This window comes from Sulfurimonas sp. HSL3-2, assembly GCF_039645965.1.
Lineage (GTDB): Bacteria > Campylobacterota > Campylobacteria > Campylobacterales > Sulfurimonadaceae > Hydrocurvibacter > Hydrocurvibacter mobilis.
Map to the genome: position 1 here is coordinate 1,661,731 of NZ_CP147917.1, position 26,162 is coordinate 1,687,892.

Consider the following 26,162-nt stretch of genomic DNA (forward strand, 5'->3'; position numbering starts at 1 on the left):
CGTATTGAAAGGATTTTTCTTACATGTAAGGAGTTATCATAAAGAAGCGTTATCCACTTCTTTATGATGTTTATAGCGTTGGTTTAAAGATCAACCTTTTACCATAGCTTCGATTTTTTCGACTACGCTAGGGTCTTCAAGAGTTGAGATATCTTGTGTTATAGCCTCGCCTTTTGCGATCGAACGAAGGATACGACGCATGATCTTTCCTGAACGAGTTTTCGGAAGTCCAGGTGCGAAAACGATATCATCACATAAAGCGATATTTCCTATCTCTTTTTTGATAACATTGTTGATAGCTTTTACCTCTTCGACTTCGTCTGCCACACCTTTGTCTGATTTTAGTACGACATAAGCAAAGATCCCCTCACCTTTGATATCATGAGGTTTACCAACAACTGCGACCTCTGCCACATTTGGATGTTTTTTGATCGCTGCTTCGACCTCTGCAGTTCCCATTCTGTGACCTGATACGTTGATAACATCATCTGTACGACCTGTGATCGTGATGTAACCATCCGCATCATAAACAGCACCGTCACCTGTAAAATAAACAGCTTTACCATCTTTTTTAACATCACCGAAGTAAGATTTTACAAATCTCTCAGGATCTCCCCAGATGCCTCTGATCATTGAAGGCCAAGGACGTGTCACACACATATAACCGCTTTCACCTGCTTCGACTTTTTCACCTGTTTGAGGGTCAAGGATCTCTGCCATGATACCCGGAAGAGGGAATGTCGCACATGCAGGTTTGATAGGTGTTGCTCCAGGAAGAGGAGAAACGATGTGTCCACCCGTTTCAGTCTGCCAGTAAGTATCCACGATAGCACACTTAGAACTTCCTACCTCTTCATAGTACCATTTCCATGCCGGAGGATCGATCGGTTCACCGACGGTTCCAAGTACTTTAAGACTTGAAAGATCATACTTTTTAGGCTCGTCTTCTCCAGATTTATGTAGAACACGGATAGCTGTTGGAGCTGTATAGAACTGATTGATCTTATACTCTTCTACCATTTTCCATGGACGTCCTGCATCAGGATATGTCGGTACACCCTCGAACATTACAGTCGTAGCACCCATAGCAAGCGGTCCGTAAACGATATATGTATGACCTGTGATCCAGCCGACATCGGCAGTACACCAGTAAGTGTCGTTCTCTTTTACGTCAAATACCCATTCCATAGTCATCTGTGCCCATAGGATGTATCCTGCCTGGTTGTGCTGAACACCTTTTGGTTTCCCTGTAGAACCTGATGTATAAAGTAGGAACAACGGATCTTCTGCATCCATCACTTCAGCTTCACATGTAGGTGCTTGATGTTTGATAAGTTCATTGTACGAATAATCACGTCCTGCTACCCAAGTAACATCTTCGCCGTTTCTCTCAACCACTAACACTTTTTCTACAGGAGTTTCACCGTTTAGTGCTTCATCAACGACCGGTTTTAGCATATACGGCTTATCTTTTCTAAATGCACCGTCAGCAGTGATGACCACTTTTGCTTCAGCATCTGCTATACGATCACGAAGTGCTTCAGAAGAGAAACCTCCAAATACGATAGAGTGGATCGCACCGATTCTCGCACAAGCAAGCATAGCGTATGCAGCTTCGGGGATCATCGGCATATAGATAACGACACGGTCACCTTTTTTTACACCAAACTCATTTTTTAAAAGGTTTGAAAATCTGTTTACGTTGTAGTAAAGTTCCAAATATGTGATGATCTGCTTGTCACCTCTGTCACCTTCAAATATGATAGCCGCTTTGTTCTTACGAGAACTTAGGTGACGGTCGATACATTGAGCAGCGACATTTAATTTTCCCCCGTTGAACCATTTTACAAACGGATACGCACTTTCATCCAGTACTGTATCAAACGGTCTTATCCAGTCGATCTTCTCTTTTGCAAAAGTTCCCCAAAAACCTTCGTAATCTTCCATTGCAGCATCTTGCAACGCTTGATATTCACACATATTTTTAATTCTTGCAGTTTTTGCAAATTCTTTGTTTGGTTTAAATACTGGTTTTACTTCTGTCATTATTTTTTCTCCTTGGTAAGTTTTAAATATATCATGGCTGTCATAATAGCGTCATTGACTGCATTATGGACACCCATATTCGGTACATTACAATTTTTTAAGATTGTATCGAAGCGTAAATCAATATTTCCTTGAGGTATCAAGGTAATTGTCTTTTCAAAATAGATTTCAGAAACCTCGATCATCTCATTTGGAAGCGTTACGCCTATCATCGGTTTTATATACTTGTTTATCATCTCTACATCGAACTCTAAGTAATACCCAATCAAAGTTCTAGATCCTATAAAGTGTAAAAATTCCTTTACAGCATCTTCGGGACTTTTTGCATCTTTGAGATCACACTCTCTTATGCGATGTATCGCTATGCTCTTAGAACAGATATCTTTAGAGTTTTTAAGATAAACCTCAAATGTTTGTGAAGTCAATATCTTATTATCTTTTATCTTAACGGCTCCAATGGAAAGTATCTCATCGTTTTTTGGATCGAGTCCAGTTGTCTCCGTGTCAAATACGACAAACTCCCCGCTTGTGTCCTCGTCAAATAAAAAAGAGAACTCTTTCTCCTTTAAATTTGACAAATTTCTACTTTTTTTCCATTTTTTCAACAAAGAGAAAAGCATCAGCCCACCATATTGAGATGGAAATGAAAGATCATAAACTTTTTAAACTTGTTTACGACTTTAAAGCTGTCTTTTAACAAATCGATGTCGATCTTTTGCAGATTGTTAGGATTTATATAGTTTATCTCATCCATGCTTTTTGATTCAAGCATCGCTTTAAGTCTGATGGATGATAAAGTGTCGAAACACTCTATAAGCTCCGTTGCAAACGTCTTGTCAAATATCCCTTTATTGTTAAGTGCTTTTATTCTTTCTATCGTGTTTGTCACATCGATTTTATACTCTAACGATAATGTCCTTATCCCGTGAACCAGGGCGAATATACCTCCTTTTTTTAGATCAAGTTTATTATGGTGGCTTTTTTCTAAGACAAAGCCTGAAAATAGAGACAAAGGTGTCTCAAAGTTGAGCACCGATTTGGCGATATGTGCCAATACATCATCTCTTGCACTGAAGCTTTCAAACAGATATGTTTTTAATCCCTCCAACAGGGCTTTATCTCCGGCAACACATTTCGCATCCAAAAAGATGCTGAGACTTTGTAGATTTGCCTCATCCAAACTTCCTATCCACTCATCTATAAGTGCTCTGTAACTTGCTTCGTCACGTCTATAAAACTCATTGCTTACCATCACATTTCCGCTGCATACCGGAAATCCGATATCTAGCAGAAATCTGTTTAACCGCATCATCGGTTCAGTGAAGAGTTCCACATCCATACCCTCTTTGACAATCAGTGCGTTGTCCTGATCTGTCTTGATACTCTGTTCTTCTCTTCCCTCTGAACCCATCACTACAAGTGCGCATTTCTCACGCAGATCTTCACTTACACACATGTCAAACACTTTTTTATATATCTTCATGTTTAACGTAGAGATGAGTTTCGTGATATATCTTACTTTTACCCCTTTGGCATCAAGAGAGAGTATGATGTTCTTCAGATCTTTTTGAAGATCTTTGAGATCCTCTACGTTTTGTGCCCTGTCTATCTGAACCGCTACAAGATGCGAATGGTTTGCAAAATAACTGAGCAGATCAAGCTGTTCAAGTACACCTTTGACTTCACCCTTGTCCATAACGACAACTCTTTTTATGCTGTTGTGTGTCATAAGTATCAGTGCATTAAACAAAAACTCGTTTATATCGATGCTGATGAGTTTTCGTGTCGCTATCTCTATAATAGGAGAATGGACATCAACTCCCTTTAAAAGGACCTTCTCTTTTAGATTGCTGTCGGTAACTATGGCATAACTTCCCTCATGCTTGACAAGTATAACAGTTGCCTGCAGCTCTTTTTGTTTTTGCAAAGCATCAAATATACTGGTATCGGCATCGACGATGCATGAATTGTGAAGATAGATCTCGCTGACCTTTGAGATCAAAAACGGAGTCAAGTCACTTTGTGTGTGATACTCTTTTAGCTGTTGATGACGTGTTACAAAGTCTTGTAAAAAATAACCCTGAACATCTTTATTTTCCAAAAGAGCTACAAAATCATCTTTTTTGATCTCATAACATATCAGGTCTTCATCAACGACAAATTTTCCTTCCGTCTTTCCATAGATAAGGGCATCAGCATCAAAGCTGTCGCCTGAACCGAAAAAACTGTGGATTTCATCATCAATATACTCTTTTACAGAACCTTTGATAATGATATAAAATGCAATTGAAGGGATGTTTTTTGAGAATAGAAGAGTGTCTTTAGGGTAGTAAGCAATATCCATTTTGCTCATAAGGTCGTCTAGTACGGACGAACTAAGCAGTTCAAAGGGATGAATGGACTCGATAAGTTTTCTTTGATCAAGTATGCTCAAAGCACGACTCTCCTAATAGTATATGACCGATGCAGAAAGATCTGCACCGGTTTTTTTGTTAATGTTCAGATGCACCTTCTGCACCGATACCAGTCTGACTTCTGATATATTGCGCTTCAAAAGCTTCACGCTCACGCTGTGCAGCTTCTGAATTGTCAGTAACAGAGAAGATATAGATCCCAATAAATGCCACTAGTACTGAGAACAGTGCCGGATATTTATATGGGAAGATCGCTTCTGCATTTCCAAGTATCTGTACCCATACGATAGGGCCGAGGATCACAAGAAGTACTGCAGTTGCAAGACCTAAACTTCCACCGATCACCGCACCGCGAGTCGTAAGTTTTTTCCAGTACATTGAAAGGAAAAGGATCGGGAAGTTTGCAGATGCCGCGATAGCAAAAGCAAGACCGACAACGAATGCGATATTTTGTTTCTCAAACGCGATACCCATGATAATAGCCACGATACCTAAAGCAACAGTAGCTATTTTCGATACTCTCATCTCAGTAATACCGTCAACTTGACCTTTTTTAAACACTGAAGCGTAAAGGTCGTGAGATATCGCAGATGCACCCGCTAATGTCAGACCTGAAACAACTGCTAATATTGTAGCGAACGCAACAGCAGAGATAAATCCTAGAAAGAAATCTCCTCCGACTGCGTGACTTAAGTGGATCGCCGCCATATTGTTTCCGCCAAGTATTGGGAAACCGCCTTCAATCGACTGTTTTGCAAGGTCTAAATAGTGTGGATTTTGGAAAACCAAAACTATCGCACCAAAACCGATAATGAAAGTCAGGATATAGAAATACCCGATAAAACCTGTTGCAAAGAAAACAGATTTTCTAGCTTCTTTCGCATCACCGACCGTAAAGAATCTCATAAGGATATGTGGAAGACCGGCTGTACCGAACATCAACGCTACTGCTAACGAGATAGCTGATACAGGATCACTTACAAGTCCACCCGGGCTCATGATAGCCGTACCTTTTAACTCAGTCGCATGTGAGAACAGTGTCGAGAAACTAAAGTCGTAATGTGCCATAACAGCGATAGCCATAAATGTAGCACCCGCTAAAAGTAAAAATGCTTTTACGATCTGTACCCAAGTAGTCGCCAGCATACCGCCGAATGTTACGTAAAGAACCATAAGTACACCGACTAGGATAACAGCTACTTCATATTGAAGACCGAAAAGAAGCTGGATAAGCTTACCAGAACCGACCATTTGAGCGATAAGGTACAAAATAACAGTAGCGATAGAACCAAACGCAGCAAGTGTACGGATAGGTCCTTGACGAAGTCTGTATGATGCAACGTCTGCAAATGTATATTTACCTAAATTTCTAAGAGGCTCAGCGATCATAAAAAGGATGATCGGCCAACCGACTAGAAAACCGATAGAGTAGATAAGCCCGTCATAACCCTTTAAGTAAACAAGACCAGAAATCCCAAGAAACGAAGCTGCAGACATATAATCGCCCGCGATAGCCATACCGTTTTGAAAACCTGTGATCCCTCCACCTGCTGTGTAGAAATCTTTCGCGCTTTTTGTTCTTTTTGCAGCCCAGTAAGTGATACCAAGAGTCGCACCTACGAAGATAACGAACATAACGATCGCTGAAACGTTTAACGATTGTTTAACAACCTCTCCCTCGATTGCTCCAGAAGCAAAAAGAGCGATAGCCGATAGTGCTAAAAATGTAAAAATTCTATTCATTATTTATCCTTTATAGCGTTTTTGATCTTGTTTGAAAGATCATCAAACTCGCCGTTTGCTCTTTTTGTATAGATACCTGTAAGTATAAATGCAAATACGATAACTGCTATTCCTATAGGAATCCCGACAGTAGTAACAGAATCAGACGACAGTGGAGCACCTAAAAGTGACGGATCAAATGCAATCGTTAATATAAAAGCAAAATAAACCACGAGCATTGCAATAGTCAGCTTTATTGAAAAAGCACTTCTTTTTGCAACCAACTCTTTATAATTTGGATCATTTTTGATCTGTTCAACAAGTTCTTTTTTCATTGTTTACTTCCTTTTATTAGAAATTATAGTTAGCTATAAGTCTGTATTCATCCCAGCCAGTATCGCCTGATGCACTTTCTGCATATTTTCTCGGGAAGTTCCCGCGAAGACGAAGTTGAAGGTTTTTCACTACTTCCGGATTATATATGATATCAAAACCCGGTTCAGTTGTAGTACGTTCTATGCCGTAACCGCTGTTTTTGTCCATATCAAAAGATGTATAGTATACTGTCGCAGACACGTTTGCACCCATATCTTTAAAATTATATGATGCTGCAACTTTGCTTGCTTTCGTACCTGCTAAGAACTGATGACGTGTCACCATTCCTTGCGTATATGCCGGCATACCGCCCCATGGAGTGATAATGGCATTTGCAAGACCAGTTGCTGCTTCTGCCGCACTATTCGCACTCGTCTCAGAATACGCTACATAAGCCGTAAAATTCTCGACTTTTGCACCGAATTTCGCACCCCAGTACATACCGTCCAAGTTTCCTGCAAACTTATCTCCGACCTCATTCTCTTTTATGAACTGACCAGAAAGAAACGGATGCACTTTATCTGTTAGAAGACAGTTCCAAGATAGATCTACCTGTCCATAAACAGCATTTAATATATCATAAGCATAATAATCCCAAACTTGGACTTTTACGTTTTTATTTGGTGCATAAGTAGCTGACCCTACAGTAACACCGTCAGTTGTTCTGCCGATAGCATAGTCACCCATATTTACGAAATCACCCACCTGCTCTTTTGCATCTGTATATGAATAACCAGATGTTGCAGATAAGATACCGCTAGTATAAACACGACCGAAAGTCCCTTGCGCAAACTTTGTTACGTGAGCTACAAGTAAAGTAGTATCCGGAATATCAGTGTTAGTCACTACATATGCTTCAAAAAGGTTTGGAAGCATTCTTGCGTCATCTGAACCAGCTAACGGAGTATCAAGTTTTTGACGTCCGCCTTTAAATGTCGTATTGCTGTATTTGTACTGTAAGTATGCCTCACCTAGGATCGAGTATCCGTCGCTGTTTTTTCCAAATAGTGACGGGTCGATATCAGGTGAAGACGCTATACGGTTTGTAGTATAAAACGCTGCACCCAGACTTAGTCCTTCATAGTCAGCCGTTTCAAACTTCAGATGTCCGCCAAGTGCCGTAGCATTACGGTGTAAGGTATTCCCTGCACTTCCTTGATATTTTCTGTCAATAGAAAACATACGAACCTGCCCACTTGTTTTCCCTTTACTAAACATGCTGCTAAGATCATCGGCTGCATATGTGTTTATACTTCCTAGCAGACCAACAGCTGCTAGACTTATTGCTAATCTTTTTGTCATTTCATTGTCTCCTTATCTTTACTCAACAGTACAATGGTAAATGACAAAAATAGCATGAACATAGCAAAACAGATGATCATAATATAATATTATAGTTTCTTCTTTTTTTGTTACATTTAGTTACCTTTTATATTAGATGCTACATTTTTTTTACTTTAAATGAAATGACAGATATATATCAGTGTGTAGATTTGATACTAACCGAGCAAGTCATACCAGCGATTAATGTATAACCTGTCGGTATTTCATCTATATGAATACGAACAGGAATCCGCTGAGCCAGACGTACCCATGTAAATGTAGGATTCACATTTGCTAAAAGGCTCTCACCCGTTATATTGTCTCTATCTGATATTCCTCTTGCCACGCTTTCCACGTGGCCTTTTAATACATAGTCGCTTCCAAGCATCTTCATCTCTACCTCATCATCTACATGTATTAAAGATAGTTTATGCTCTTCGAAATACCCGTACACCCAAAATGAATCCTTTTTTATTAGTGCCATTCGGCTCTCACCTCTCTTTGCATAATCCCCTTTTTTTAGAAGTAGATTTGAGATCCATCCGTCCGATATCGCTTTTACTGTAGAACGTTCAAGATTAAGCTGTGCAGTTTGCAACAAAGACAACGACTGTTCATATTCGGCTTTTGCCATTACCAGTTCTAACTGTGAATCGTCTTTGCTCTCAACTGGAATAGCATCGCTATTAGTAGTCGCACGTCTTTGATAACGTTTCTTTTTCATTATATATTGAGCTTTTTTAATGTCGACAAGAGCTCTTGCTTCATCAAGTGCCTGCATAAACCTTTCTTTGTCAATCTGCAAAAGAGGAGTTCCCTGTTTTACATACTGATTATCTATGACGAACAGATCACTGACGATACCGCTAACATCTGCTGTGACCATTACAACATCGGCTCTTACTCTTCCGTCTCTAGTCCATGCACCATTCATATAATCGTTCCAAAACTTCACACCGATCACAATAGCCGCACTTACGACAGCAAAAGTTATGGTGTAACGTAAAAGAGCAGATACTCTACTATTCATTATTTTTATTCCTTATCAATATATAAATAAACATACGGTTGAGAACATGATGATAAACACCGCTGTCCTAAAGAGTCCAGGATGCCATACGTATGTGTATATTCCGCTTTCAGCCATCAATTTATCCAGTAAAATATGTAAAACAGCCATACCGCTAAACACGAGTAGTAGTGTGGGCATCTGTACACCCATCAGTGTTACATCTAGTGGCATGTATCCTCCTTGACAATAGGAAGTTTGATCTTATAGATAAATATTGTTCTAATAAGAACCAATTCATCGGCAATGGCAAGATAGCGTTTTTGATACCGCTGCTCTGACGATATACGTTTTTGATCCAAAACACTTAAAGCCTCTTGGATACTTGTCATAAGCTTTTTTTCATTCGACTCGAGAGGATTTTTAAAATACACTGCGATAGATTTTAGTGCTCCTGCTATCTTAAAAGACCTATATCCATACTCGATCTTTTTCATGTTTTTGCGTATGACTATTATCGCTCTTGCTATCTCCAGAGTCGAAAGCAGCCACTCATACACCACACGGCTTGAACGGATATTGAGACGTCCCTGTGTAGAAAACTGCTGTACAAGGTCTCTTCCCGTATTCTCCAAAGCACTTCTTTGCATCTCTACTCTCTCTTCACACGCTTCTATAATCTGTTTTCTTAATACTCTGGCAACCCTTTTTTGCATAAGCGAACATGACCAAAAGTTGACAAGCAGGTATGCTCCGCCTGCAAATAAAATACCGATCATATATGCCAGAGTACTTTCTAAAAATACTCCGGTATCAACTCTGTAATAGGGGTCTAGTGTACACTGATACATAAACAAAAAAACAAACCCTAAGGATATACCGCTCCATTTTGGTTGTGTCGTAAGCCATGCGACCAATGCAAATACCGGTACGAGGACTAAAGCGAGCGTAACGATGTCATTTGCATATTTTGGAATGATATAAAAATCATACACGCCTGCTACCACAACAGCAGCCACTCCACCTTTAAAGAAGTTGTACACGGCGATCAGTGGTGTCGGCAGAGTTCCAAGCAGTAATCCAATAACTACACTCAATGTAACACTTAGTGTTGCATAATGCCAACCTGTAAATATCCAAAATATCATCGTAACAAGTAACACTCCACTACCGCGTAGAGCGGCAACTGCCACAAGCATATTGTCCGTATGAGTCTCAAAACGTATAATTCGACTCAGCTCTTTTTTGTGTTTTTTAGAGTCTTTATGCTTCATAAATGAAAGATATATTAGTGCATATAGATACAACTCTCTTAATAAACGTGTCATAAGACTACTTATTGATACAAATCTATTGTATGCATCAGCATCAATAATATCTTTTTGCCTGCATCGTGCCTGTTCTAAAAAACTTTTTAGTTCGCTTTTTGTTCTTAAAAGCTCGCTAATAAGACTATTTAATTCCTCTAAAAAAAGTGTCGTATGATATTTTTTAAGTGTACGCGCAATAATGGCATGACTTTTTTGCAGGATCTCTAAAAGTTCTCTGTCTTTCTCAGCGTCCATCGTCGTGATTATATTTTTCAATGAATGAAAAGTCGTAGACAAGTTCATATATTCCTGATTGAGCCTGTTTGCATTCTGCCTTGTTTTTTGGTCATATCCGCTCTCAAAACTACTATTGGTCCTTACAGCATTAAGACCTATGACGCCGCTAGAGAATTTTGCTACATTAGTATCTGAGGTGTTCTTATTAAAAAAAAGAGCTTCCTCATCCAATATAGTGTCGATGATATTTAAGAATCTTTCTCTTTCCGTCGTCAAAAGAGAGTTACTTAGTTTTCTCGGGAAAATAGTATCACTGACAAAAGTAGCTGACAATATACCTATGAGTACTTCCCAAAACCTAGCAACGGCAACATCAAATACCTCTTCGGGTCTGTCAATAACAGGCAGTGCCACTATACAAAGAGTATACCCCGCAAGCACAAAACCATATGCCTGAAAATTCCTAAATTTGAATCCTGCTGCAGTAGCTATGCCTATCCACAAAGCAAATAACGCAATAAAGAGTTCTCTTTGCTGTGCAAAAAATCCCACCAAAACAACAGAAACTATAACCCCTGCAATGGTTCCAAGTACACGGTAATAACTTTTAGAAAATACTAGTCCGCTTTGAGGTTGCATAACCAAAAAAGTCGTGAAGACAGCAGTCCTAGGATCAGACATATCAAGTACTAAGGAAATAACAAGTGCAAGAACAGCTGCTATGGAAGCTTTAACCATATAAATAAGTACAGGAGCATCCAAAGTTGCCCAAGTTAAAAAAGCTCTTTGAAGCGGATCAAATAATCTATTATCTGTAAAAACGTTGTCTGGAAGAGACATCTTTGTGCCTATTGAAAATATTCTGTAAAAACGTAGTTAAACCTCTTGTATGTCAAACATACAAGAGGTAGTGTGTTGAGTGTCCAATAATATGAAATGAACAGTGAGATTATAGGTCTTTGTAAAATTATTTTCTATACATAAATTGACAATTAATTTATCATTTTTTGCTCTATTTTTTACCATTTATTGCTATAATATCGTATGAGAAAAGAAGTTTCCGTACAAAGAACCAAGATCACAAACGATCTGATGCATTACATCTATAACTATATTGACTCGGATATAAACTTAGATACCATAAGTTCCGATTTTCAAATCTCTAAATTCCATCTACACAGAATATTTAAACAAGAGTTTGGATTCAATATATACGAAACTATCAAATCTATCCGTCTGCAAAAAGCCTCTAATCTGCTTTTAACCAATAAGAACTCTAGCGTTTCAGATATATCTGCAAGCTGCGGGTATAGTTCTCAGACATCATTCACAAGAGCGTTCAAAGGACGTTTTGGTATGTCACCAAAAGAGTGGAGAAAGGGAGGTTTTATGGATTATTCCAACAAATTGTTGGAAAATGCGGACTGTATGACAGATAAAGATTATTCAGACCTCTCAGTTGATATAAAAAAACTCCCAGCATTTGAGATCTATTATATCCGCCACCGTGGATATAACAAAGGCATACGAGAGTGCTGGCAAAAACTAAAAGCATTTATACTTACAAACGATATCAAAGAGTATACGAATATAGCACTTTATCATGATAATCCCGCGATCACTCCACTGCAAGACTGTAACTATGTTGCAGGCATACGTATAGACGACAAGATTAAACCCAAAAAAATAGACTTTCCTTCTTTTTCCATAGAAGGAGGAATCTATGCACAGTTTAAAGCCCAAGGGTATAAAAATGACATCTTTCGGCTTATTCAATGGATCTACCTTGAGTGGCTGCCCCAAAGTGGTTACAAGCTTACGGCAAAGCCTACCTATGTCATCTATGAAAAAAATGACTACCTGAGTGAAGACGGATTGTTCGTCCTCACTTATTGTCTGCCTATACAGTTATAATTTATGTTCTAAAATGCTCTAGTTTATGTGTAAGTTCTGCTGTCATATTATTGAGATGTTCAGCAGCACTTGCTATCTCTTCTACATTTCTTGCATTTAGCGTAGACATCGTATTGATCTCAGTGATACTTTTTACAATATTTTCAAGATGAATGCCGGTACTCTCAAAATCTTTGACAGTCCTATCACTCGTCGCGGTTGCTTTATTGACAATGTCAGTCGTTGTGTTTATCTTATTCTCAACTTCTGAGGATACTTCTGCCAGCTTGTTCATATCTTCTGAACTGCTGTTCATCTGTTCACTTGCAGTAGATGTGCCTTGAACGATGACACTTATCGTAGTCTGTATCTCTGTCAGGCTTTTTTGTGTTCTCTCTGCCAGTTTTCTGACCTCATCGGCAACAACTGCAAAACCGCGTCCATGTTCACCTGCACGAGCTGCTTCTATGGCAGCATTTAGTGCCAGGAGATTTGTCTGGTCCGCTATATCGGATATGACATCTAAAATACTTTTAACCTGTTCGGTATCTTTTGAAAGCGCTTCTATACTCAAAGCAAGTTCTGATTCGTTCTGTGCACTGAGTTGAACTTTTTTAGTAAGCTCTACGATTTCCGATCTTACTTCATTCAAAATACCGTTTGCCTGTATGATCTCCTCTTTGCTCTTTTTCGCATCATCAATGGAGTTCATTATCTCACCGATGATATCCGTCGCTTTTTCTGTGACATCATCGATGATAGAGACAGATTTTTCAACATTTTTACCGACTTCCAATGAAGTAACGGATAGTTCATGAGAGATTGATGAATTCTCTATACTGCCCATTTTAACGATCTTGATACTTGAATGTACCTTCTCTATAAACTGATTCATATACTTGGCTATATCTTTGATCTCATCATTGCTTTTGATGGATATTCTTTTTGTCAGGTCACCCTCACCTTCTGCAAGATCCGATGTTACATGTAAGATATCGTTGATAGGATTCAATATATTTCTTTTAGCGATAAACGATACGACTAGAGTTATGATAACAGCGATGACGATAGATATCAAGATCATCTTTGTAGTTGTAGCCACGACTTCCTGAGTGGCTTCTTCTCTCATCTGTGCGATCTTTGTTTCTATATTATCAATATACTCACCTGTCCCTATCACCCATCCCCAAGGTTTAAAAAGTTCTACAAACGACATTTTCGGCTGCGGCTTATCAAACCCCGGCTTTGCCCAAAAATATTGAAGCATCCCCGAACCGTTTTTAACTGCTATATCTGCCATCTCTTTAAACAGATACATGCCGTTGGCATCTTGCATCTGTGAGAGATCTTTTCCGTCTAGTTCAGGTTTTATCGGATGCATCACCATTTTTGGAGTCGTATCATTTATCCAAAAATACCCGCTTTTTCCAAATCTCATCTCAGAAATAGTCACTAACGCTTCTTGCTGCATCTTTGCAGTAACGTCTGAGACATATGCACCCGTTCCTATCACCCAGTTAAACGGTTTGAATATCCTTACATAAGAGACTTTGGGCTGTGGTTTGTCAAACCCGGGTTTTGCCCAGCTATACTCTACGATCCCTTTTCCTTTTTGCTTTGCAACCTTTGCCATTTCGTTAAAAAGATACACTCCGTTTGGATCTTTAAACTCTGAAAGGTCTTTCCCGTCCAATGCTGGCTTCATTGGATGCATCACCATTTTTGGAGCCGTATCGTTGATCCAAAAATAGTTGCCATTGTCATATCTCACGGAACTTACGATATTTTTTATACGCTTGGCAAGTTTTTCTTTTGGCATTTTGCCCCTATTTTCTTCATACTCTTTTTCAAGTATGCTGAAAAGAAAATCCGTTTGCACCTGAAGAGACTCTTCTACCTCTTTTTTGATCTTTTCACTTGATGTTCTCTGATAAAAAGAGTCTATCGATTTTACTGCGACAGATACATAGTTTTTTAATTCTATCTCTTTGTTTTTATACGCTTCCTCTTTATACTTTTGGATGTTTTGTTCACTCAGACTATATATGCTTGATATAGACTGAACCATGACCACTGCCGTTACAACCAGTATTGTAATGATTATGATCAATTGTAACTTTACCCTTATAGACATTGATTTCATCATGCCATTCTCCCCTTTATACTTTCAAAACTGAATATTTTCGAAGTATATAAAAAACAAATAGCACGAACGTAGCAAAGATATAAGTATTTATAATGAATTGAAATCTAAAAATGAGTAATGTAGTGTTTAAGAAGAATGAGGCTTGTCGATCATATAGCCCATGCCCCGGACGTTGATTATTACGTCTTCCTGCATAGACTTTTTCAAACGGCTGACCTCTGCACGGATGGTGGCGTTATCGACTATCTGCTCGTCCCAGACATAGATCCGAAACTGTTCAAAATCGACCACTCTTCCGCGGTTTCTTGCAAGCAGGTCTATGATCTGCGATTGTCGTTTTGTAAGGATCTGCGGATATCCGTTAAAAAGAAGAGTGTTGTGTTCCTGATCATAGCTGTAGTTCTTTGAAAGACGCAGATGAACTCTTGGTACCTCATTTGAGAGCACCACTCTGTCAAGACGCAAAGCCAGTTCTTTAAGATGAAAAGGTTTTTTCAGGTAGTCGTAACATCCGAGGTTATATGCACGTGAAATATCTTCGATATCAACAAGTGCACTTATATAGATGGTAGGCACATGAACCTTAAGTTCATGAAGTTTTTCCAAGAATGTAAGCCCGTCCATCCCCGGGACATTGATATCAAGGATCAGCAGGTCATAGCTATTTACTTTTAAAGCGTCAAATGCTTTAAGCCCGTCAAAATATGTGTCTACCCTGTGTCCCTCGGCTTCAAGGAACTCCTGTATGGACTCGTTTAGCATCACTTCATCTTCTAAAAGCAGTATCTTCATCACTCACCCATCATCTTAAATCTATATGTAAAAGTTGTTCTTTCATCACTTGAGTTCAATGAGATCGCGACATCTTCCTCTTTACATATCGTATTTACAAGCTGTAAGCCTATACCAAATCCCTCTTCCGTTTTGTTTTCTCTGTAGTATGCATCAAATATCTTATCTGTATTTTCTATGGTCTTTGAACGGCTCCCCATGGAGAGTTCGACAAATGTCCCGTCCGGTTTCAGGCTTACATGTACGACCTCTCCCGCAAGTGTATACTTGATGGCATTTGTGATGGTGTTGTCTATGATCCTTTGAAGTTTCGTTTCATTAAAGTATATGTATCTGCCTTTAAAATCGGAAACATACTCGAATCTTACTTTTGAAAGTTCAGCGACCTCTGCAAAAAAATCAAGTCTTGAGACCAAAAAACGTTCTATATCTATGGCGACTTTCGGGTACTCCACCTGATCTTTTTTGACCAGATAACTTAGATCATCGTAGATATTGAAGATGTTTTTTGCTGCTGCTTCTATCTTAGAAAGCTGTCTGTCTTTTTGATTTTTCATCACAAAGAGTTCTATACTTGTAAGGATGACGCTAAGCGGTGTGTTCGTCTCATGGACGGTATAACGTAAAAACTCTTTTTGTGATTGTAATATCTCATCTTTTTGGCTTTTCTCTTGTAAGAGGTTCTCATTTATGAGCTTCAAGTTAGCCGTCTTTGCTCTGACCCTGTCCTCAAGATGCAGATTTAACTCCTGCAAAGAATCTTTTTGCTCGCGTATCGTGTCAAGCATACTGTTTATATGCCCGACCATCAATCTAAAATCCTGAAAAAAAAGCGTATTAGCGTTCATCGACCTGTCGTCATATGCGGCATTTTTAAAAAACTCCAAGAACTGTTCCGTGTCACTTTGCAAAAGAGCGTTAAATATCTTAAAAACACCGAAGGCTATTCCAAAAAGAATAAAAGAAAGTGTCACGATCGCTAATATCGTTTTAATAAGTATCGATTTGAGTATCTCTTTTTTCTGCTCCATCAATTTATTGTCTTTGATGTCCAGATTTTTAACAATAAGATTTTCCACCAGAGACTGCTCATAGTCTTTATATATCTGCGAGACAAGTAAAGACACAAAGACTAAACTAAACAAAAATACGATAATAACCGTATAGATATTAGCTTGTTTAATGGTCATATTTTTAAAAAAAGATTCGATTTTCATAGTGTGATTATACAGTCATGTGACTAAAATTAGACTTCTTACAAAACTTTGACTATAATTTCAAAAATCAAATCTATACAAGGTACTACAATGTCATTTTTTGGAAGAGAACTAAAAAAATACGATATAAACGAAGACGAACTAGCTAAAATGCAATGGGCTAAATTTACTACAAGCAAAGGTGTTATGTGGGTAAAACTTTACCCTGAAGAGACACCTATCACTGTAACGAATTTTGCTCACCTGGTAAACGACGGTTTCTATAACGGTCTTAACTTTCACCGTGTGATCCCGGGCTTTATGGCTCAAGGCGGATGTCCTCAAGGTACTGGTACAGGTGGACCGGGTTGGGCTATCCCTTGTGAGACTGACAAAAACACTCACAGACACGTAAAGGGAACACTTTCTATGGCTCATGCGGGACCAAACACAGGTGGAAGCCAGTTCTTTATCTGTTTTGTACCGTGTCCTCACCTTGACGGTGTTCACACTGTATTTGGCGGGATCGAAGCAACTGACGCTGATAGCATGGCTGTTTTAGATTCTATCGAGATGAGAGATGCGATCGAGTCTGTCGAGATCTTAGAATCAAAATAAGTCGTCCATATGTGCAACTGCTTAGATAACGTCGTCTTTGAGGGAACCTTTCCTCCTTTTGTCTTTTGTCCATACTGCGGGAAAAAACTTGCTGACGATGTAACAAAAGATGAAGTGTTATTTCAAGAAGATGAAGCTGCATTTGAACGTCTCAACGATCTTGAAGATATCATCGAAGATAAGTTTGACGACATTATGGTCGAAAGTGCAGATATCTTAGCAGCACATCTGACTCAAACGATGAACGATTCAGGACTTGTCTTTCCCATGACTGTCCATGAAGAAAAGATCGAGATACGTTATGAAGGACACTATGAAGTTCATACCATCGAACTCTTTCTTGAACAGGAAGATGAAGAGAGTCCTCTTTACACCGTAAGCGTCTTTTAAGACCGCTTACATCACCATTAAAACTCATTTAATAATTTAAATTTCCAAAATAGATATCAAACAAAAAACTTATTGTATAGTTGACTTGAAAATCATACTGCTTTTGAAAGTTTACACCCGGAGTTATCTGATAGTATAACCACTCTTTCAAAATGTTTTCACGCCAGCTGAGGGATGTTCCGTAATAACTTATTTCTCTATATTTCTCCCTCTCACCATATTTATTTAAAAATTCATACTCCGTATTGCCTCCGAATGATTGAGTAAGACTTATCCCTGCTCTTCTTTTAAGCGTCCAAAAGTGTTGGAATGAAAGACCATAATCCATGCCGTCTGACTTGTCTCTTGTTTTTCGATGCAGAGTAGTCCTGAACAAGGTAGTCTTTGATGTCGGATAATCGAAATAGAGATTTGTTTCCTCTTCAAATCTGTCTTTTATTGAATACGTAAATGTCTGCACAGGTTCGATCGTCCATTTTCCTGCCTTAATGTCTACGTAAACCCTTGCTTTTGCAAGAGGATTGAGTCCTTGTGATGCAATGTAAAATTTTGATTTTATTTTTTCATAAAGAGGCGCAAAGTAACTGACCCCTATTGTTGGAGTATTGTCAGTCTTTTGAGGCTCTTGCGGCAGATGAGCCTCACTGGAGTCCTTACTGAGATTCTCTATAAACAGCTTAAATCTTTTCTGACTTCGTACAAGCGGTACTTGTGCATTTACAGAAGCATCATATTGGCTTTTCTCTTTTGTCTGAAAATAGGAAAAAAGCCTGATACTCACATATGTTTCATCTGTTTCCTCTGTATATTTTTTATTTTTATAAAATGCATCGATCGATTGTTCATACTGTTTTAGCTCGGCACTGACATTTTTATCATTTGTAGAGCTATTATTCCCGTCATCTTTCATAAATCCACTAAGTGAAGTATCTATCTTCTCAGAGATCTCGACCACTTTTGTCGAGATTTTTCTGTGTACAATATCTACATAACTGCTGTTTTGATCCATTGTCATATTTATATCGTTTTGCTCGCTCGTCACATTTGCATCGCTCTGTACGATGGTCATATTTGCATCACTCTGTTCAATGTTCGTATTTGTATCTGCGAACAGATCAAGACCTATGAACAGAGATAAAAAGAGTATATGGAGCATAAACATATTCATTAAAATCTCTTTTTTCTAAATTATAGAGAAATAATGAAGTACTACCGCTTAAAACAACCGAGTTTGATTTTTCATTTTTTATGTCTAGTTGTCAGATAATTTGTGCTTTTCTCTATTTTTACCTATAATGCAGGGCATATCATAGAAGAAAACTAATGCAAGGATATGCAAAGATGGATGGAAATATTATGGTCACCTATAAAATACTATGCGAGAGTGATCTGAATCAAGAGATCTCCATAAGCGAGCTGCTTGAAAACGAAAAGATAGCAAAAGCGATAAAGTCGGAGTTTGCCAAAGGCTACAGAAACATAGCACTTGCGTCAAATACGGATGCTGTCATAAAGATAGAGACTCAAAAAGAGCTGCATACCGTAGAGGTATCCAAAAACGACTTCGCAGACCTCCTCGTTCTCGCCGAAGAGGATGCGAATAATAAGAAGCTGCTCAAAAAAGAGTGCGACCGTGTGGAACTTGTGAATATAGAGACTTTGTAAACTCTTACTTTCACTGCAGTACATTTATGCCATTACGTAAGGATCAGCCTCCTTTATCGCAAGGCATCAAATTGACCTTCACCATTTTTAAAAATCGGTTGTTCTGATTAACTTTTGGACTATGGGTACTTACAACATCAACTCGAAATAAACCATTTTTCATGACATTTCCTTAGTTTAGAAGTATCTGCATACAAATATGTAAATCAATAGATAAATAGCAAAAAGTGTTCACAAAAAATTTCACCGGAACTTGGCTAGATGAAATGAGCTTTATGCTTTACATGTAAAGATTTTCTTTGTTCAATAATTTTGTTTTTGTTATCGAAAATAAATAAGTATAATGCTTGTTTAATAAATACTTATATATAAATGGAGATAATAATATGGCAAGAGAAGTATATTGTGAGATTGTAGGAAAAGCTACAGGCTTTTTTAAAAACAAAGTAGAAATTGAAGTTGATTTTGGACAGGAAAAAAGTTGGTTTGGTGGTTCAAATCCTCTTGCTGATTCATCTGGAAAAACAATAAAGTTTAATTCAATGATTGATGCACTAAACCATATGGCTAAAGATGAATGGAATTTTGTTAATGCATACAGTATGACAATTAAAGATCAGAATGTATATCATTATGTTATGCGAAAGCATATCGGCTAGTAAAGCTTATTCTCACTTTCATAACTATAAGATAGAAATGTGTATCAGAATTTTGATTAATCTCTTACAGTATGCATTCCTAATCTGAAAATACAGATGTGATATTTTGGATATTGGTGGAATTAAACTATAATTTCAATAATATAACATTCTCACACTTTGATGATGAGAACGAGGGAAAACAAACTATGCTCGTACATATCTGCTGTTCTGTGGACAGCCACTTTTTTTTAGAAAAACTCAAAAACGATTTTCCCGAAGAAAAACTCACGGGCTTTTTTTACGACCCCAATATCCATCCCTATTCCGAGTATCGTCTGCGCTATCTTGATGTAGAACGCTCATGTAAAAAACTTGACATCGACCTGCTGGAAGGCGAGTATGATTTTGAGGCTTGGATGGACGCGGTTCGCGGTCTTGAAAAGGAGCCTGAAAAAGGAAAACGCTGCGAGGTCTGTTTTGACAAACGCTTTGACGTGAGTGCACACAAAGCCCTGGAACTGGGCGAAAAAAAGATGACGACCACCCTGCTTGTGAGTCCGTTAAAGTCTCAAGAACAGCTCAAACGCGTGGGCGATGAGTTTTACAAGAAAAACGGCGTGGAGTTCATCGCGGTGGATTACCGAAGCGGCGGCGGGACACAGGACCAAAGCCGTGTCACAAAAGAGGAGCAGCTTTACCGTCAGGACTACTGCGGATGTATCTATGGTCTGACTATGCAAAGAGAGTCTCAGGACAAGCTGATGGATGAGATGTTCTCGCCTATCTCAAATACGGTTTTACCCGCTTCCATCGAAGAGAGACTTTCGCTTTACGGCTACAGAATGCAACTTGAAGACAAAGGCAGAGAGTACAGGATACAAAAACACAAGTTTTTAAACTACAGACAGTTTACATGTAAGCTTACTCTTGGCAAATCTACACCCGTTGCTGCTTACGCACTCTCCTACTCGACACTTTCAAGAAAAAGAGCCGAAGGCAGAATCGAAGCTGAGATAGACGGCATTTTCTACTTCAACCGCGAAGAGATACGCTTTATCACTTTGGAAAAGTTCAACTTTCTTACATGTAAGAGTTTTGGCTCCGTAAAAGAGCTTATCTACAATCCTCTTTCATATGAAGAGGAGGCAGAATTACGCTTTAAGATCACAAAAAGCATCTATGATCTGACACCGATTATCGTGTTAGAAAAGATACCAGATGAGAAGCTTACTCTTACTCTCGATGCGAAGATATATGAAGACACAAAAGAGAAGATAATCGAAATTTAACAAATATTTTGGTAAAATGTCTCAATTCACAAATATATAAGGTACTGTTTTATGATGGATGTTATAGAGATTCAAGAGATTATTCCGCACCGTTACCCATTTTTACTTGTTGACAGAGTCACAGAAGTAAATAACGGTGAAAACCTGATCGGATACAAAAATGTCACTATAGGTGAACAAGTATTTCAAGGTCACTTTCCGGGTCACCCGATCTACCCTGGTGTAATGATACTAGAGGGCTTAGCACAAGCAGGCGGGATACTTGCATTTAAAAGCATGGATATGACAAAAGAGCAAGCGGCGGAGAAAGTCGTATATTTTATGAGTATAGACAACGCAAAATTCCGTGCTCCTGTCCGTCCCGGAGATCGTTTAGAGTACAGAGTAAGCGTTATCAAAAACAAAGGTGCTATCTGGATGCTTGACGGTAAAGCATACGTTGACGACAAGATAGTAGCACAAGCTGAACTTAAAGCAATGGTTGTAGACAAATAATGAGTAAAATATCACCATTAGCTATCATTGAAGAGGGTGCAGTAATCGGCGAAGATGTAGAGATAGGAGCGTATTGTTTCATCTCTGCACAGGCGACTATCGGTGACGGCACTATCATCGACCAAGGAAGCTGTATCTACGGTAAGACTACCATCGGAAAAAACAACCATGTCTTCTCACATTCAGTCTTAGGTTCCGTTCCTCAAGACCTGAAGTTTGCCGGAGAAGATGTTGAACTTATCATCGGTGACAACAACAAGATAAGAGAGTTCACACTTTTCAATCCGGGTACAAAAGGCGGCGGCGGTAAGACTATCATCGGTAACCACAACCTTTTTATGGGATATGTACATATCGGTCACGATGTCCTTATCGGCAACCACTGTATCCTGGCAAATGCTGCGACTTTAGCAGGACACGTCGAGATGGGTGATTATGTCGTTATCGGCGGTATGACTCCGATACATCAGTTCGTTCATATTGGAGATTTTGCGATGATAGCAGGTGCTTCTGCACTGGCTCAGGATATCCCTCCGTACTGTATGGCTGAAGGGAATCGCGCAAGCATCAGAGGTCTGAACCTTACAGGACTTAGACGTCATCTGGAAAGAAGCGAGATAGATGAGCTAAAATCAGCTTACCGTGATCTTTTTGAAGCTGGACAACCGCTTAAAGATGTTGCAAACCATCTTTTAGAGACAAGTTCAAACCATCACGTACAAAAACTTTGTAATTTCATTATAAAAACAAAGCGTGGTATCCCATTTGAGAGGAAATTATAATGATACATAGACATTGTAGTTTTTGTGACGCACAAGAGAGTGATGAAAATCCGTTAATTGCCGGAAACGGTGTTTATATATGTAAAAACTGTGTGTTTTCAGCATATAAGATCATGTTCGGTGATGAAGAGGAAACAAAAGAGAGTAACGCTCACCTGCTTGAAGCAGTAGGCGAACTTATGACTCCAAAAGAGCTTGACAACTTCCTAGGCCAGTACATCATCGGTCAAGAGAGAGCAAGAAAGCTTTTAAGCGTTGCCGTTTATAACCACTATAAAAGAATTTTCAAGACAGAAGATGTAAAAGAGGATGATACAGAGATCGCAAAATCTAATGTCCTTCTTATCGGACCGACAGGTAGCGGTAAGACTCTTTTAGCTCAGACTATAGCACGTGTCTTAAACGTTCCTATCGCTATCTCTGATGCGACAAGTCTGACTGAAGCGGGTTATGTGGGTGAAGATGTCGAAAACATCCTGACTCGTCTTCTTCAAGCAGCTGACGGTGACATCCAGCGTGCACAACAGGGGATCGTATTTATCGATGAAGTCGATAAGATCTCTAGAATGAGCGAAAACCGTTCTATCACACGTGATGTCTCAGGTGAAGGCGTACAGCAGGCACTCCTTAAGATCATCGAAGGTGCAATGGTAAACATCCCGCCAAAAGGCGGACGTAAACACCCGAATCAAGAGTTTACCCAGATAGACACTTCAGGCATACTTTTTATCTGCGGCGGTGCGTTTGACGGTCTAAACGAGATACTAAAAAGAAAACAGGGTAAAAACGTTCTTGGATTCGGACATGACAAAAAAACAAAAGAGGAGATCAAAACCACTTTTGACGCAGTCGAACCGGATGATCTTGTCCACTACGGTCTTATCCCTGAGCTTGTAGGACGTCTGCCTATTATCGCTTCTTTAAACGAGATCAAAGAGGAAGATATGGTAAGAATCCTTACTGAGCCTAAAAACTCACTTGTACGTCAGTACAAAAAACTCTTTGCTATCGATAAAGTCGAACTTACTTTTGAAGATGATGCACTTTTAGCGATCGCAAAAAAAGCTATCGACAGAAAGACAGGTGCACGCGGACTCCGAGCGATCCTGGAAGAGAATATGATAGATATCATGTATGAACTTCCGGAATACAGCGGATATGAAGTAGTGATAACAAAAGATGTAATAGAAAACGGTGAAAAACCTGTCTATATTAAAAAAACTGAGCAAAAAACTGCATAAGGCGAGCATATGATACTAAATAAACTGATTGGACTTTTTTCAAATGATCTTTCTATAGATCTTGGTACTGCAAACACTTTGGTGATTGCTAAAGGCAGAGGGATCATAATCAATGAGCCTTCAGTCGTTGCTGTAAAGACAGAGAAGTACGGACAACAAAGAGTTTTAGCCGTCGGTCATGAAGCTAAAGAGATGGTCGGCAAGACTCCGGGGAACATCAAAGCTATCCGTCCTATGAAAGACGGTGTCATCGCTGACTTTGATATGACTGAAAAGATGATCAGAAAGTTCATCGAGAAAGCTCATGGAAGAACAAGTCTTATCAGTCCTCGTATCATCATCTGTGTCCCTTACGGACTGACACAAGTCGAGCGTAAAGCGGTTCGTGAATCAGCACTAAGTGCAGGTGCAAGAGAGGTTTTCCTTATCGAAGAACCTATGGCAGCAGCTATTGGTGCCGGCATTGACATCCGTCAGCCTCAAGGGAACTTGGTCGTTGATATCGGAGGCGGTACAACTGAGATCGGTGTCGTTTCTTTAGGCGGTCTGGTACTTTCAAAATCTATCCGTACTGCGGGAGATAAACTTGATAAAGCGATCGTCGACTACGTAAAAAGAAAATACAACCTTTTAATAGGTGAGAGAAATGCGGAGATCATCAAGATCGCTATCGGGACTGCAGTACCTTTAGATGAAGAGCTTACGATCGTAGTAAACGGTCGTGACCAAGTCGAAGGACTTTTAAGTTCTATCGAACTTACAAGCGAAGATGCACGTGAAGCGATGCGTGAGCCGTTACGCGAGATCTCTGAAGCATTACGTGATGTTTTAGAAAAAATGCCGCCTGACTTAGCTGGAGACATCGTAAACCACGGTATTATCTTAACAGGCGGCGGGGCACTTATCCGTCAGCTTGATAAATTCCTTTCAGACATAGTAAAAATCCCTGTTTATGTAGCGGATGAACCTCTTTTAGCCGTTGCACGCGGAACTGGCCGTGCACTTGAAGAGATAGATCTATTACAAGAACTTTTCGAGAATGAATAAGGGTCTCCTTAGTTTTTTTATAATATTTATAGCACTGCTCGGCGGTGCTATATATTATACGAACAGTATCCAGGCTCCTTTTATATCACTGTCAAACTCCATTCAAGCTGCATACTTTAATACGGTCGAGTCTATATCTAACACAATAGATGAGCACTTTTATCAGCAGGAACATATCAAAAAACTCAAAGAAGAACTTGCAGAGTATGATCACAATCATCTCGTTATGCAGCAGCTCTCATCTGAACTCAATAATCTCTATCATGAAAACAACTCATCTATTAAAACAGATCCGAGAGTCGAACTTGTCCGAGCGATCTCTTATGTCAAGTTTTCAGATATAAATAAACTGTGGCTTGAGATGCAGGACTTTAACTCCTCGAAGATATACGGTCTTGTATATAAAGACAGTGTGGCGGGTATCGTCATATCAAAAGACTCTAAACCTATCGCTCTTCTAAACGGCGATATCAAAAGCTCTTATGCAGTCTTTGTGGGTGAAGAGGATGCTCCGGGTATCGCTCACGGAAACAATGACAATACTATCATCGTAAACTTTATCCCCTCATGGATCAATATAAAAGTCGGAGACGAAGTGATCTCCTCGGGTCTTGACAATCTTTTTTTCAGAGGCCTGAAAGTGGGTAAAGTATTATCTATCAAAAAATCTCAAGGGTACCAGAGCGTTGTGGTCGACCCCTACTTTAAATCAAAAGAACCTAGATATTTCTACGTTATTACAGAGGTACAATGAGATTTTTCCTTCTATTTTCTTTACTGTTTATCTCTCTTGTCGCAGATGAGAAGAAAACACCTCTTTTCGTCGGTGCGGGACCATATATACAGTCACAACCCTACAAAGGTGCAGATGCCGTAGTCGTCCCATCCCCAGTCATATTTTTTGACAATCATCTCTTTTATGTCAGATGGACCAGATTCGGGATGTATGTTCTTGGAGATTCAAAAGATGACTTCAGCTGGGGAGTCTCTTTGACTGCACAGCCAAGACCTTTTGGGTATAAGTCGAGTGATTCACCGACTCTAAGAGGTATGAGCAGAGACACAAGTTTTGAAGCCGGAGCTGCACTTGATATGGAGTATAAAAATACCTTTTTCAATATCGTGTTTTTCCATGACATCTTAAATAAAAGCAACTCCTATATGTCACGCATCGAGCTGGGACAACATATTGATATGGGAAAACTCGACCTCTATCCGAGCATACTTGCTATCTATCACGCAGATAAGTTCAACGACTACTATTATGGTGTAAAACCGAGTGAAGCCACTGCTTTCAGGCCTGCTTATTCACCATCATCAAGTATAAGCTTCGGCTTTCAAACATATGTCAAGTATGCCTTTACAAAAGAGTGGTCTGCTCTGCTCAATTTTCGTGCCGACACCTTAAGCAAAGAGGAACAAGACTCTCCGATAGTGTCAGATAAATATATGTTTTCAGGTCTGATCTCTGCTATGTACAGATTTGAGATCTGACCAAAAGTAACACCAAAAACACCCCTCCATGCAAGAG

Annotated in this window: 25 protein-coding genes; 12 read left to right on the plus strand and 13 right to left on the minus strand. The window is 39.2% G+C overall.

The genetic code is table 11. The features are described from left to right. Positions 1-90: 90 nt before the first annotated feature. The 9 genes from acs to WCX87_RS08415 form a co-directional block, all read right to left on the minus strand. Positions 91-2,046: an acetate--CoA ligase gene (gene acs, locus WCX87_RS08375; protein ID WP_345979174.1), complete on the minus strand. Its 1,956-nt coding sequence runs from the start codon at positions 2,044-2,046 to the stop codon at positions 91-93. After that, a complete protein-coding gene (locus WCX87_RS08380) occupies positions 2,046-2,666 on the minus strand; it encodes a 3'-5' exonuclease (protein ID WP_345979176.1) in 621 nt (206 codons plus the stop codon). Before WCX87_RS08380 ends, acs begins: the two co-directional genes overlap by 1 nt. Further along, a complete protein-coding gene (locus WCX87_RS08385; RefSeq protein WP_345979177.1) occupies positions 2,666-4,480 on the minus strand; it encodes a putative nucleotidyltransferase substrate binding domain-containing protein in 1,815 nt (604 codons plus the stop codon). The genes WCX87_RS08380 and WCX87_RS08385 overlap by 1 nt, the downstream gene beginning before the upstream one ends. Before the next feature lie 58 nt (positions 4,481-4,538). Continuing rightward, positions 4,539-6,203: a cation acetate symporter gene (locus WCX87_RS08390; RefSeq protein ID WP_345979179.1), complete on the minus strand. Its 1,665-nt coding sequence runs from the start codon at positions 6,201-6,203 to the stop codon at positions 4,539-4,541. After that, positions 6,203-6,517 (minus strand): DUF485 domain-containing protein, encoded by a 315-nt coding sequence (locus tag WCX87_RS08395; protein ID WP_345979180.1) that lies wholly within the window; start codon positions 6,515-6,517, stop codon positions 6,203-6,205. The genes WCX87_RS08390 and WCX87_RS08395 overlap by 1 nt, the downstream gene beginning before the upstream one ends. 16 nt (positions 6,518-6,533) lie before the next feature. Continuing rightward, positions 6,534-7,859 (minus strand): OprD family outer membrane porin, encoded by a 1,326-nt coding sequence (locus WCX87_RS08400; protein ID WP_345979181.1) that lies wholly within the window; start codon positions 7,857-7,859, stop codon positions 6,534-6,536. Positions 7,860-8,037: 178 nt separating this feature from the next. Further along, positions 8,038-8,910, minus strand: a complete 873-nt coding sequence (locus WCX87_RS08405; protein ID WP_345979182.1) for a biotin/lipoyl-binding protein — start codon at positions 8,908-8,910, stop codon at positions 8,038-8,040. A 15-nt stretch (positions 8,911-8,925) separates the two neighbouring features. Continuing rightward, positions 8,926-9,123 (minus strand): DUF1656 domain-containing protein, encoded by a 198-nt coding sequence (locus WCX87_RS08410; protein ID WP_345979183.1) that lies wholly within the window; start codon positions 9,121-9,123, stop codon positions 8,926-8,928. Next, entirely contained in the window at positions 9,114-11,276 is a 2,163-nt protein-coding gene (locus tag WCX87_RS08415; RefSeq protein WP_345979185.1) for an FUSC family protein, read from the minus strand. Before WCX87_RS08415 ends, WCX87_RS08410 begins: the two co-directional genes overlap by 10 nt. Positions 11,277-11,480: 204 nt before the next feature. On the opposite strand from WCX87_RS08415, the gene WCX87_RS08420 reads away from it, so the two are divergent. Next, complete coding sequence (locus WCX87_RS08420; protein ID WP_345979187.1) at positions 11,481-12,350, plus strand: AraC family transcriptional regulator; 870 nt, start codon at positions 11,481-11,483, stop codon at positions 12,348-12,350. A 1-nt stretch (position 12,351) separates the two neighbouring features. Here WCX87_RS08420 and WCX87_RS08425 read toward each other — a convergent pair whose 3' ends face one another. The 3 genes from WCX87_RS08425 to WCX87_RS08435 all read right to left on the minus strand — a co-directional run bounded on the left by WCX87_RS08425 (position 12,352) and on the right by WCX87_RS08435 (position 16,484). After that, entirely contained in the window at positions 12,352-14,475 is a 2,124-nt protein-coding gene (locus WCX87_RS08425) for a methyl-accepting chemotaxis protein (RefSeq protein ID WP_345979189.1), read from the minus strand. Positions 14,476-14,601: 126 nt separating this feature from the next. Further along, the gene (locus WCX87_RS08430; RefSeq protein ID WP_345979190.1) at positions 14,602-15,267 is read right to left on the minus strand and encodes a response regulator transcription factor; all 666 of its coding nucleotides are present in this window, start codon (positions 15,265-15,267) and stop codon (positions 14,602-14,604) included. After that, positions 15,267-16,484, minus strand: coding sequence for a HAMP domain-containing sensor histidine kinase (locus WCX87_RS08435; protein WP_345979191.1), 1,218 nt, complete (start codon positions 16,482-16,484; stop codon positions 15,267-15,269). Before WCX87_RS08435 ends, WCX87_RS08430 begins: the two co-directional genes overlap by 1 nt. 90 nt (positions 16,485-16,574) lie before the next feature. Between WCX87_RS08435 and WCX87_RS08440 the strand changes: the two genes are divergently transcribed. After that, positions 16,575-17,081 (plus strand): peptidylprolyl isomerase, encoded by a 507-nt coding sequence (locus tag WCX87_RS08440; protein WP_345979193.1) that lies wholly within the window; start codon positions 16,575-16,577, stop codon positions 17,079-17,081. A gap of 9 nt (positions 17,082-17,090) precedes the next feature. Continuing rightward, the gene (locus WCX87_RS08445) at positions 17,091-17,471 is read left to right on the plus strand and encodes a hypothetical protein (RefSeq protein ID WP_345979195.1); all 381 of its coding nucleotides are present in this window, start codon (positions 17,091-17,093) and stop codon (positions 17,469-17,471) included. Positions 17,472-17,499: 28 nt separating this feature from the next. On the opposite strand, the gene WCX87_RS08450 is transcribed toward WCX87_RS08445, so the two are convergent. After that, positions 17,500-18,639, minus strand: a complete 1,140-nt coding sequence (locus WCX87_RS08450) for a hypothetical protein (RefSeq protein WP_345979197.1) — start codon at positions 18,637-18,639, stop codon at positions 17,500-17,502. Between the two features lie 173 nt (positions 18,640-18,812). On the opposite strand from WCX87_RS08450, the gene WCX87_RS08455 reads away from it, so the two are divergent. The 9 genes from WCX87_RS08455 (at position 18,813) to WCX87_RS08495 (ending at position 26,125) form a co-directional block, all read left to right on the plus strand. Beyond that, positions 18,813-19,136: a hypothetical protein gene (locus WCX87_RS08455; RefSeq protein WP_345979199.1), complete on the plus strand. Its 324-nt coding sequence runs from the start codon at positions 18,813-18,815 to the stop codon at positions 19,134-19,136. A 386-nt stretch (positions 19,137-19,522) separates the two neighbouring features. Further along, positions 19,523-19,795, plus strand: coding sequence for a hypothetical protein (locus tag WCX87_RS08460; protein ID WP_345979201.1), 273 nt, complete (start codon positions 19,523-19,525; stop codon positions 19,793-19,795). A gap of 188 nt (positions 19,796-19,983) precedes the next feature. Beyond that, entirely contained in the window at positions 19,984-21,066 is a 1,083-nt protein-coding gene (locus WCX87_RS08465) for an epoxyqueuosine reductase QueH (protein ID WP_345981106.1), read from the plus strand. 51 nt (positions 21,067-21,117) lie between these two features. Further along, entirely contained in the window at positions 21,118-21,561 is a 444-nt protein-coding gene (gene fabZ, locus WCX87_RS08470; protein ID WP_345979203.1) for a 3-hydroxyacyl-ACP dehydratase FabZ, read from the plus strand. Further along, entirely contained in the window at positions 21,561-22,343 is a 783-nt protein-coding gene (lpxA, locus tag WCX87_RS08475; RefSeq protein ID WP_345979205.1) for an acyl-ACP--UDP-N-acetylglucosamine O-acyltransferase, read from the plus strand. The genes fabZ and lpxA overlap by 1 nt, the downstream gene beginning before the upstream one ends. Next, entirely contained in the window at positions 22,343-23,584 is a 1,242-nt protein-coding gene (clpX, locus tag WCX87_RS08480; RefSeq protein WP_345979206.1) for an ATP-dependent Clp protease ATP-binding subunit ClpX, read from the plus strand. The genes lpxA and clpX overlap by 1 nt, the downstream gene beginning before the upstream one ends. 9 nt (positions 23,585-23,593) lie before the next feature. After that, positions 23,594-24,631 carry a rod shape-determining protein gene (locus tag WCX87_RS08485; RefSeq protein WP_345979208.1) on the plus strand — a complete coding sequence of 346 codons (1,038 nt, stop codon included), beginning with the start codon at positions 23,594-23,596 and terminating at the stop codon, positions 24,629-24,631. Continuing rightward, entirely contained in the window at positions 24,624-25,385 is a 762-nt protein-coding gene (gene mreC, locus WCX87_RS08490) for a rod shape-determining protein MreC (RefSeq protein WP_345979210.1), read from the plus strand. Before WCX87_RS08485 ends, mreC begins: the two co-directional genes overlap by 8 nt. Continuing rightward, entirely contained in the window at positions 25,382-26,125 is a 744-nt protein-coding gene (locus tag WCX87_RS08495; RefSeq protein WP_345979212.1) for a MipA/OmpV family protein, read from the plus strand. Before mreC ends, WCX87_RS08495 begins: the two co-directional genes overlap by 4 nt. The last annotated feature ends 37 nt before the right edge of the window (positions 26,126-26,162 follow it).

What these genes read in the sequence shown, in the direction of transcription:
- lpxA (WP_345979205.1), top strand. Translation starts at nt 21,561, where the DNA reads ATGAGTAAAATATCACCATTAGCTATCATTGAAGAGGGTGCAGTAATC.
- WCX87_RS08405 (WP_345979182.1), bottom strand. Translation starts at nt 8,910, where the DNA reads ATGAATAGTAGAGTATCTGCTCTTTTACGTTACACCATAACTTTTGCT.
- WCX87_RS08440 (WP_345979193.1), top strand. Translation starts at nt 16,575, where the DNA reads ATGTCATTTTTTGGAAGAGAACTAAAAAAATACGATATAAACGAAGAC.
- WCX87_RS08420 (WP_345979187.1), top strand. Translation starts at nt 11,481, where the DNA reads ATGAGAAAAGAAGTTTCCGTACAAAGAACCAAGATCACAAACGATCTG.
- mreC (WP_345979210.1), top strand. Translation starts at nt 24,624, where the DNA reads ATGAATAAGGGTCTCCTTAGTTTTTTTATAATATTTATAGCACTGCTC.
- WCX87_RS08450 (WP_345979197.1), bottom strand. Translation starts at nt 18,639, where the DNA reads ATGAATATGTTTATGCTCCATATACTCTTTTTATCTCTGTTCATAGGT.
- acs (WP_345979174.1), bottom strand. Translation starts at nt 2,046, where the DNA reads ATGACAGAAGTAAAACCAGTATTTAAACCAAACAAAGAATTTGCAAAA.
- WCX87_RS08395 (WP_345979180.1), bottom strand. Translation starts at nt 6,517, where the DNA reads ATGAAAAAAGAACTTGTTGAACAGATCAAAAATGATCCAAATTATAAA.
- WCX87_RS08415 (WP_345979185.1), bottom strand. Translation starts at nt 11,276, where the DNA reads ATGTCTCTTCCAGACAACGTTTTTACAGATAATAGATTATTTGATCCG.
- WCX87_RS08460 (WP_345979201.1), top strand. Translation starts at nt 19,523, where the DNA reads ATGGCAAGAGAAGTATATTGTGAGATTGTAGGAAAAGCTACAGGCTTT.
- WCX87_RS08465 (WP_345981106.1), top strand. Translation starts at nt 19,984, where the DNA reads ATGCTCGTACATATCTGCTGTTCTGTGGACAGCCACTTTTTTTTAGAA.
- WCX87_RS08495 (WP_345979212.1), top strand. Translation starts at nt 25,382, where the DNA reads ATGAGATTTTTCCTTCTATTTTCTTTACTGTTTATCTCTCTTGTCGCA.
- WCX87_RS08390 (WP_345979179.1), bottom strand. Translation starts at nt 6,203, where the DNA reads ATGAATAGAATTTTTACATTTTTAGCACTATCGGCTATCGCTCTTTTT.
- WCX87_RS08455 (WP_345979199.1), top strand. Translation starts at nt 18,813, where the DNA reads ATGGATGGAAATATTATGGTCACCTATAAAATACTATGCGAGAGTGAT.
- WCX87_RS08485 (WP_345979208.1), top strand. Translation starts at nt 23,594, where the DNA reads ATGATACTAAATAAACTGATTGGACTTTTTTCAAATGATCTTTCTATA.
- WCX87_RS08430 (WP_345979190.1), bottom strand. Translation starts at nt 15,267, where the DNA reads ATGAAGATACTGCTTTTAGAAGATGAAGTGATGCTAAACGAGTCCATA.
- WCX87_RS08380 (WP_345979176.1), bottom strand. Translation starts at nt 2,666, where the DNA reads ATGCTTTTCTCTTTGTTGAAAAAATGGAAAAAAAGTAGAAATTTGTCA.
- WCX87_RS08425 (WP_345979189.1), bottom strand. Translation starts at nt 14,475, where the DNA reads ATGATGAAATCAATGTCTATAAGGGTAAAGTTACAATTGATCATAATC.
- WCX87_RS08410 (WP_345979183.1), bottom strand. Translation starts at nt 9,123, where the DNA reads ATGCCACTAGATGTAACACTGATGGGTGTACAGATGCCCACACTACTA.
- WCX87_RS08435 (WP_345979191.1), bottom strand. Translation starts at nt 16,484, where the DNA reads ATGAAAATCGAATCTTTTTTTAAAAATATGACCATTAAACAAGCTAAT.
- WCX87_RS08400 (WP_345979181.1), bottom strand. Translation starts at nt 7,859, where the DNA reads ATGACAAAAAGATTAGCAATAAGTCTAGCAGCTGTTGGTCTGCTAGGA.
- clpX (WP_345979206.1), top strand. Translation starts at nt 22,343, where the DNA reads ATGATACATAGACATTGTAGTTTTTGTGACGCACAAGAGAGTGATGAA.
- fabZ (WP_345979203.1), top strand. Translation starts at nt 21,118, where the DNA reads ATGATGGATGTTATAGAGATTCAAGAGATTATTCCGCACCGTTACCCA.
- WCX87_RS08445 (WP_345979195.1), top strand. Translation starts at nt 17,091, where the DNA reads ATGTGCAACTGCTTAGATAACGTCGTCTTTGAGGGAACCTTTCCTCCT.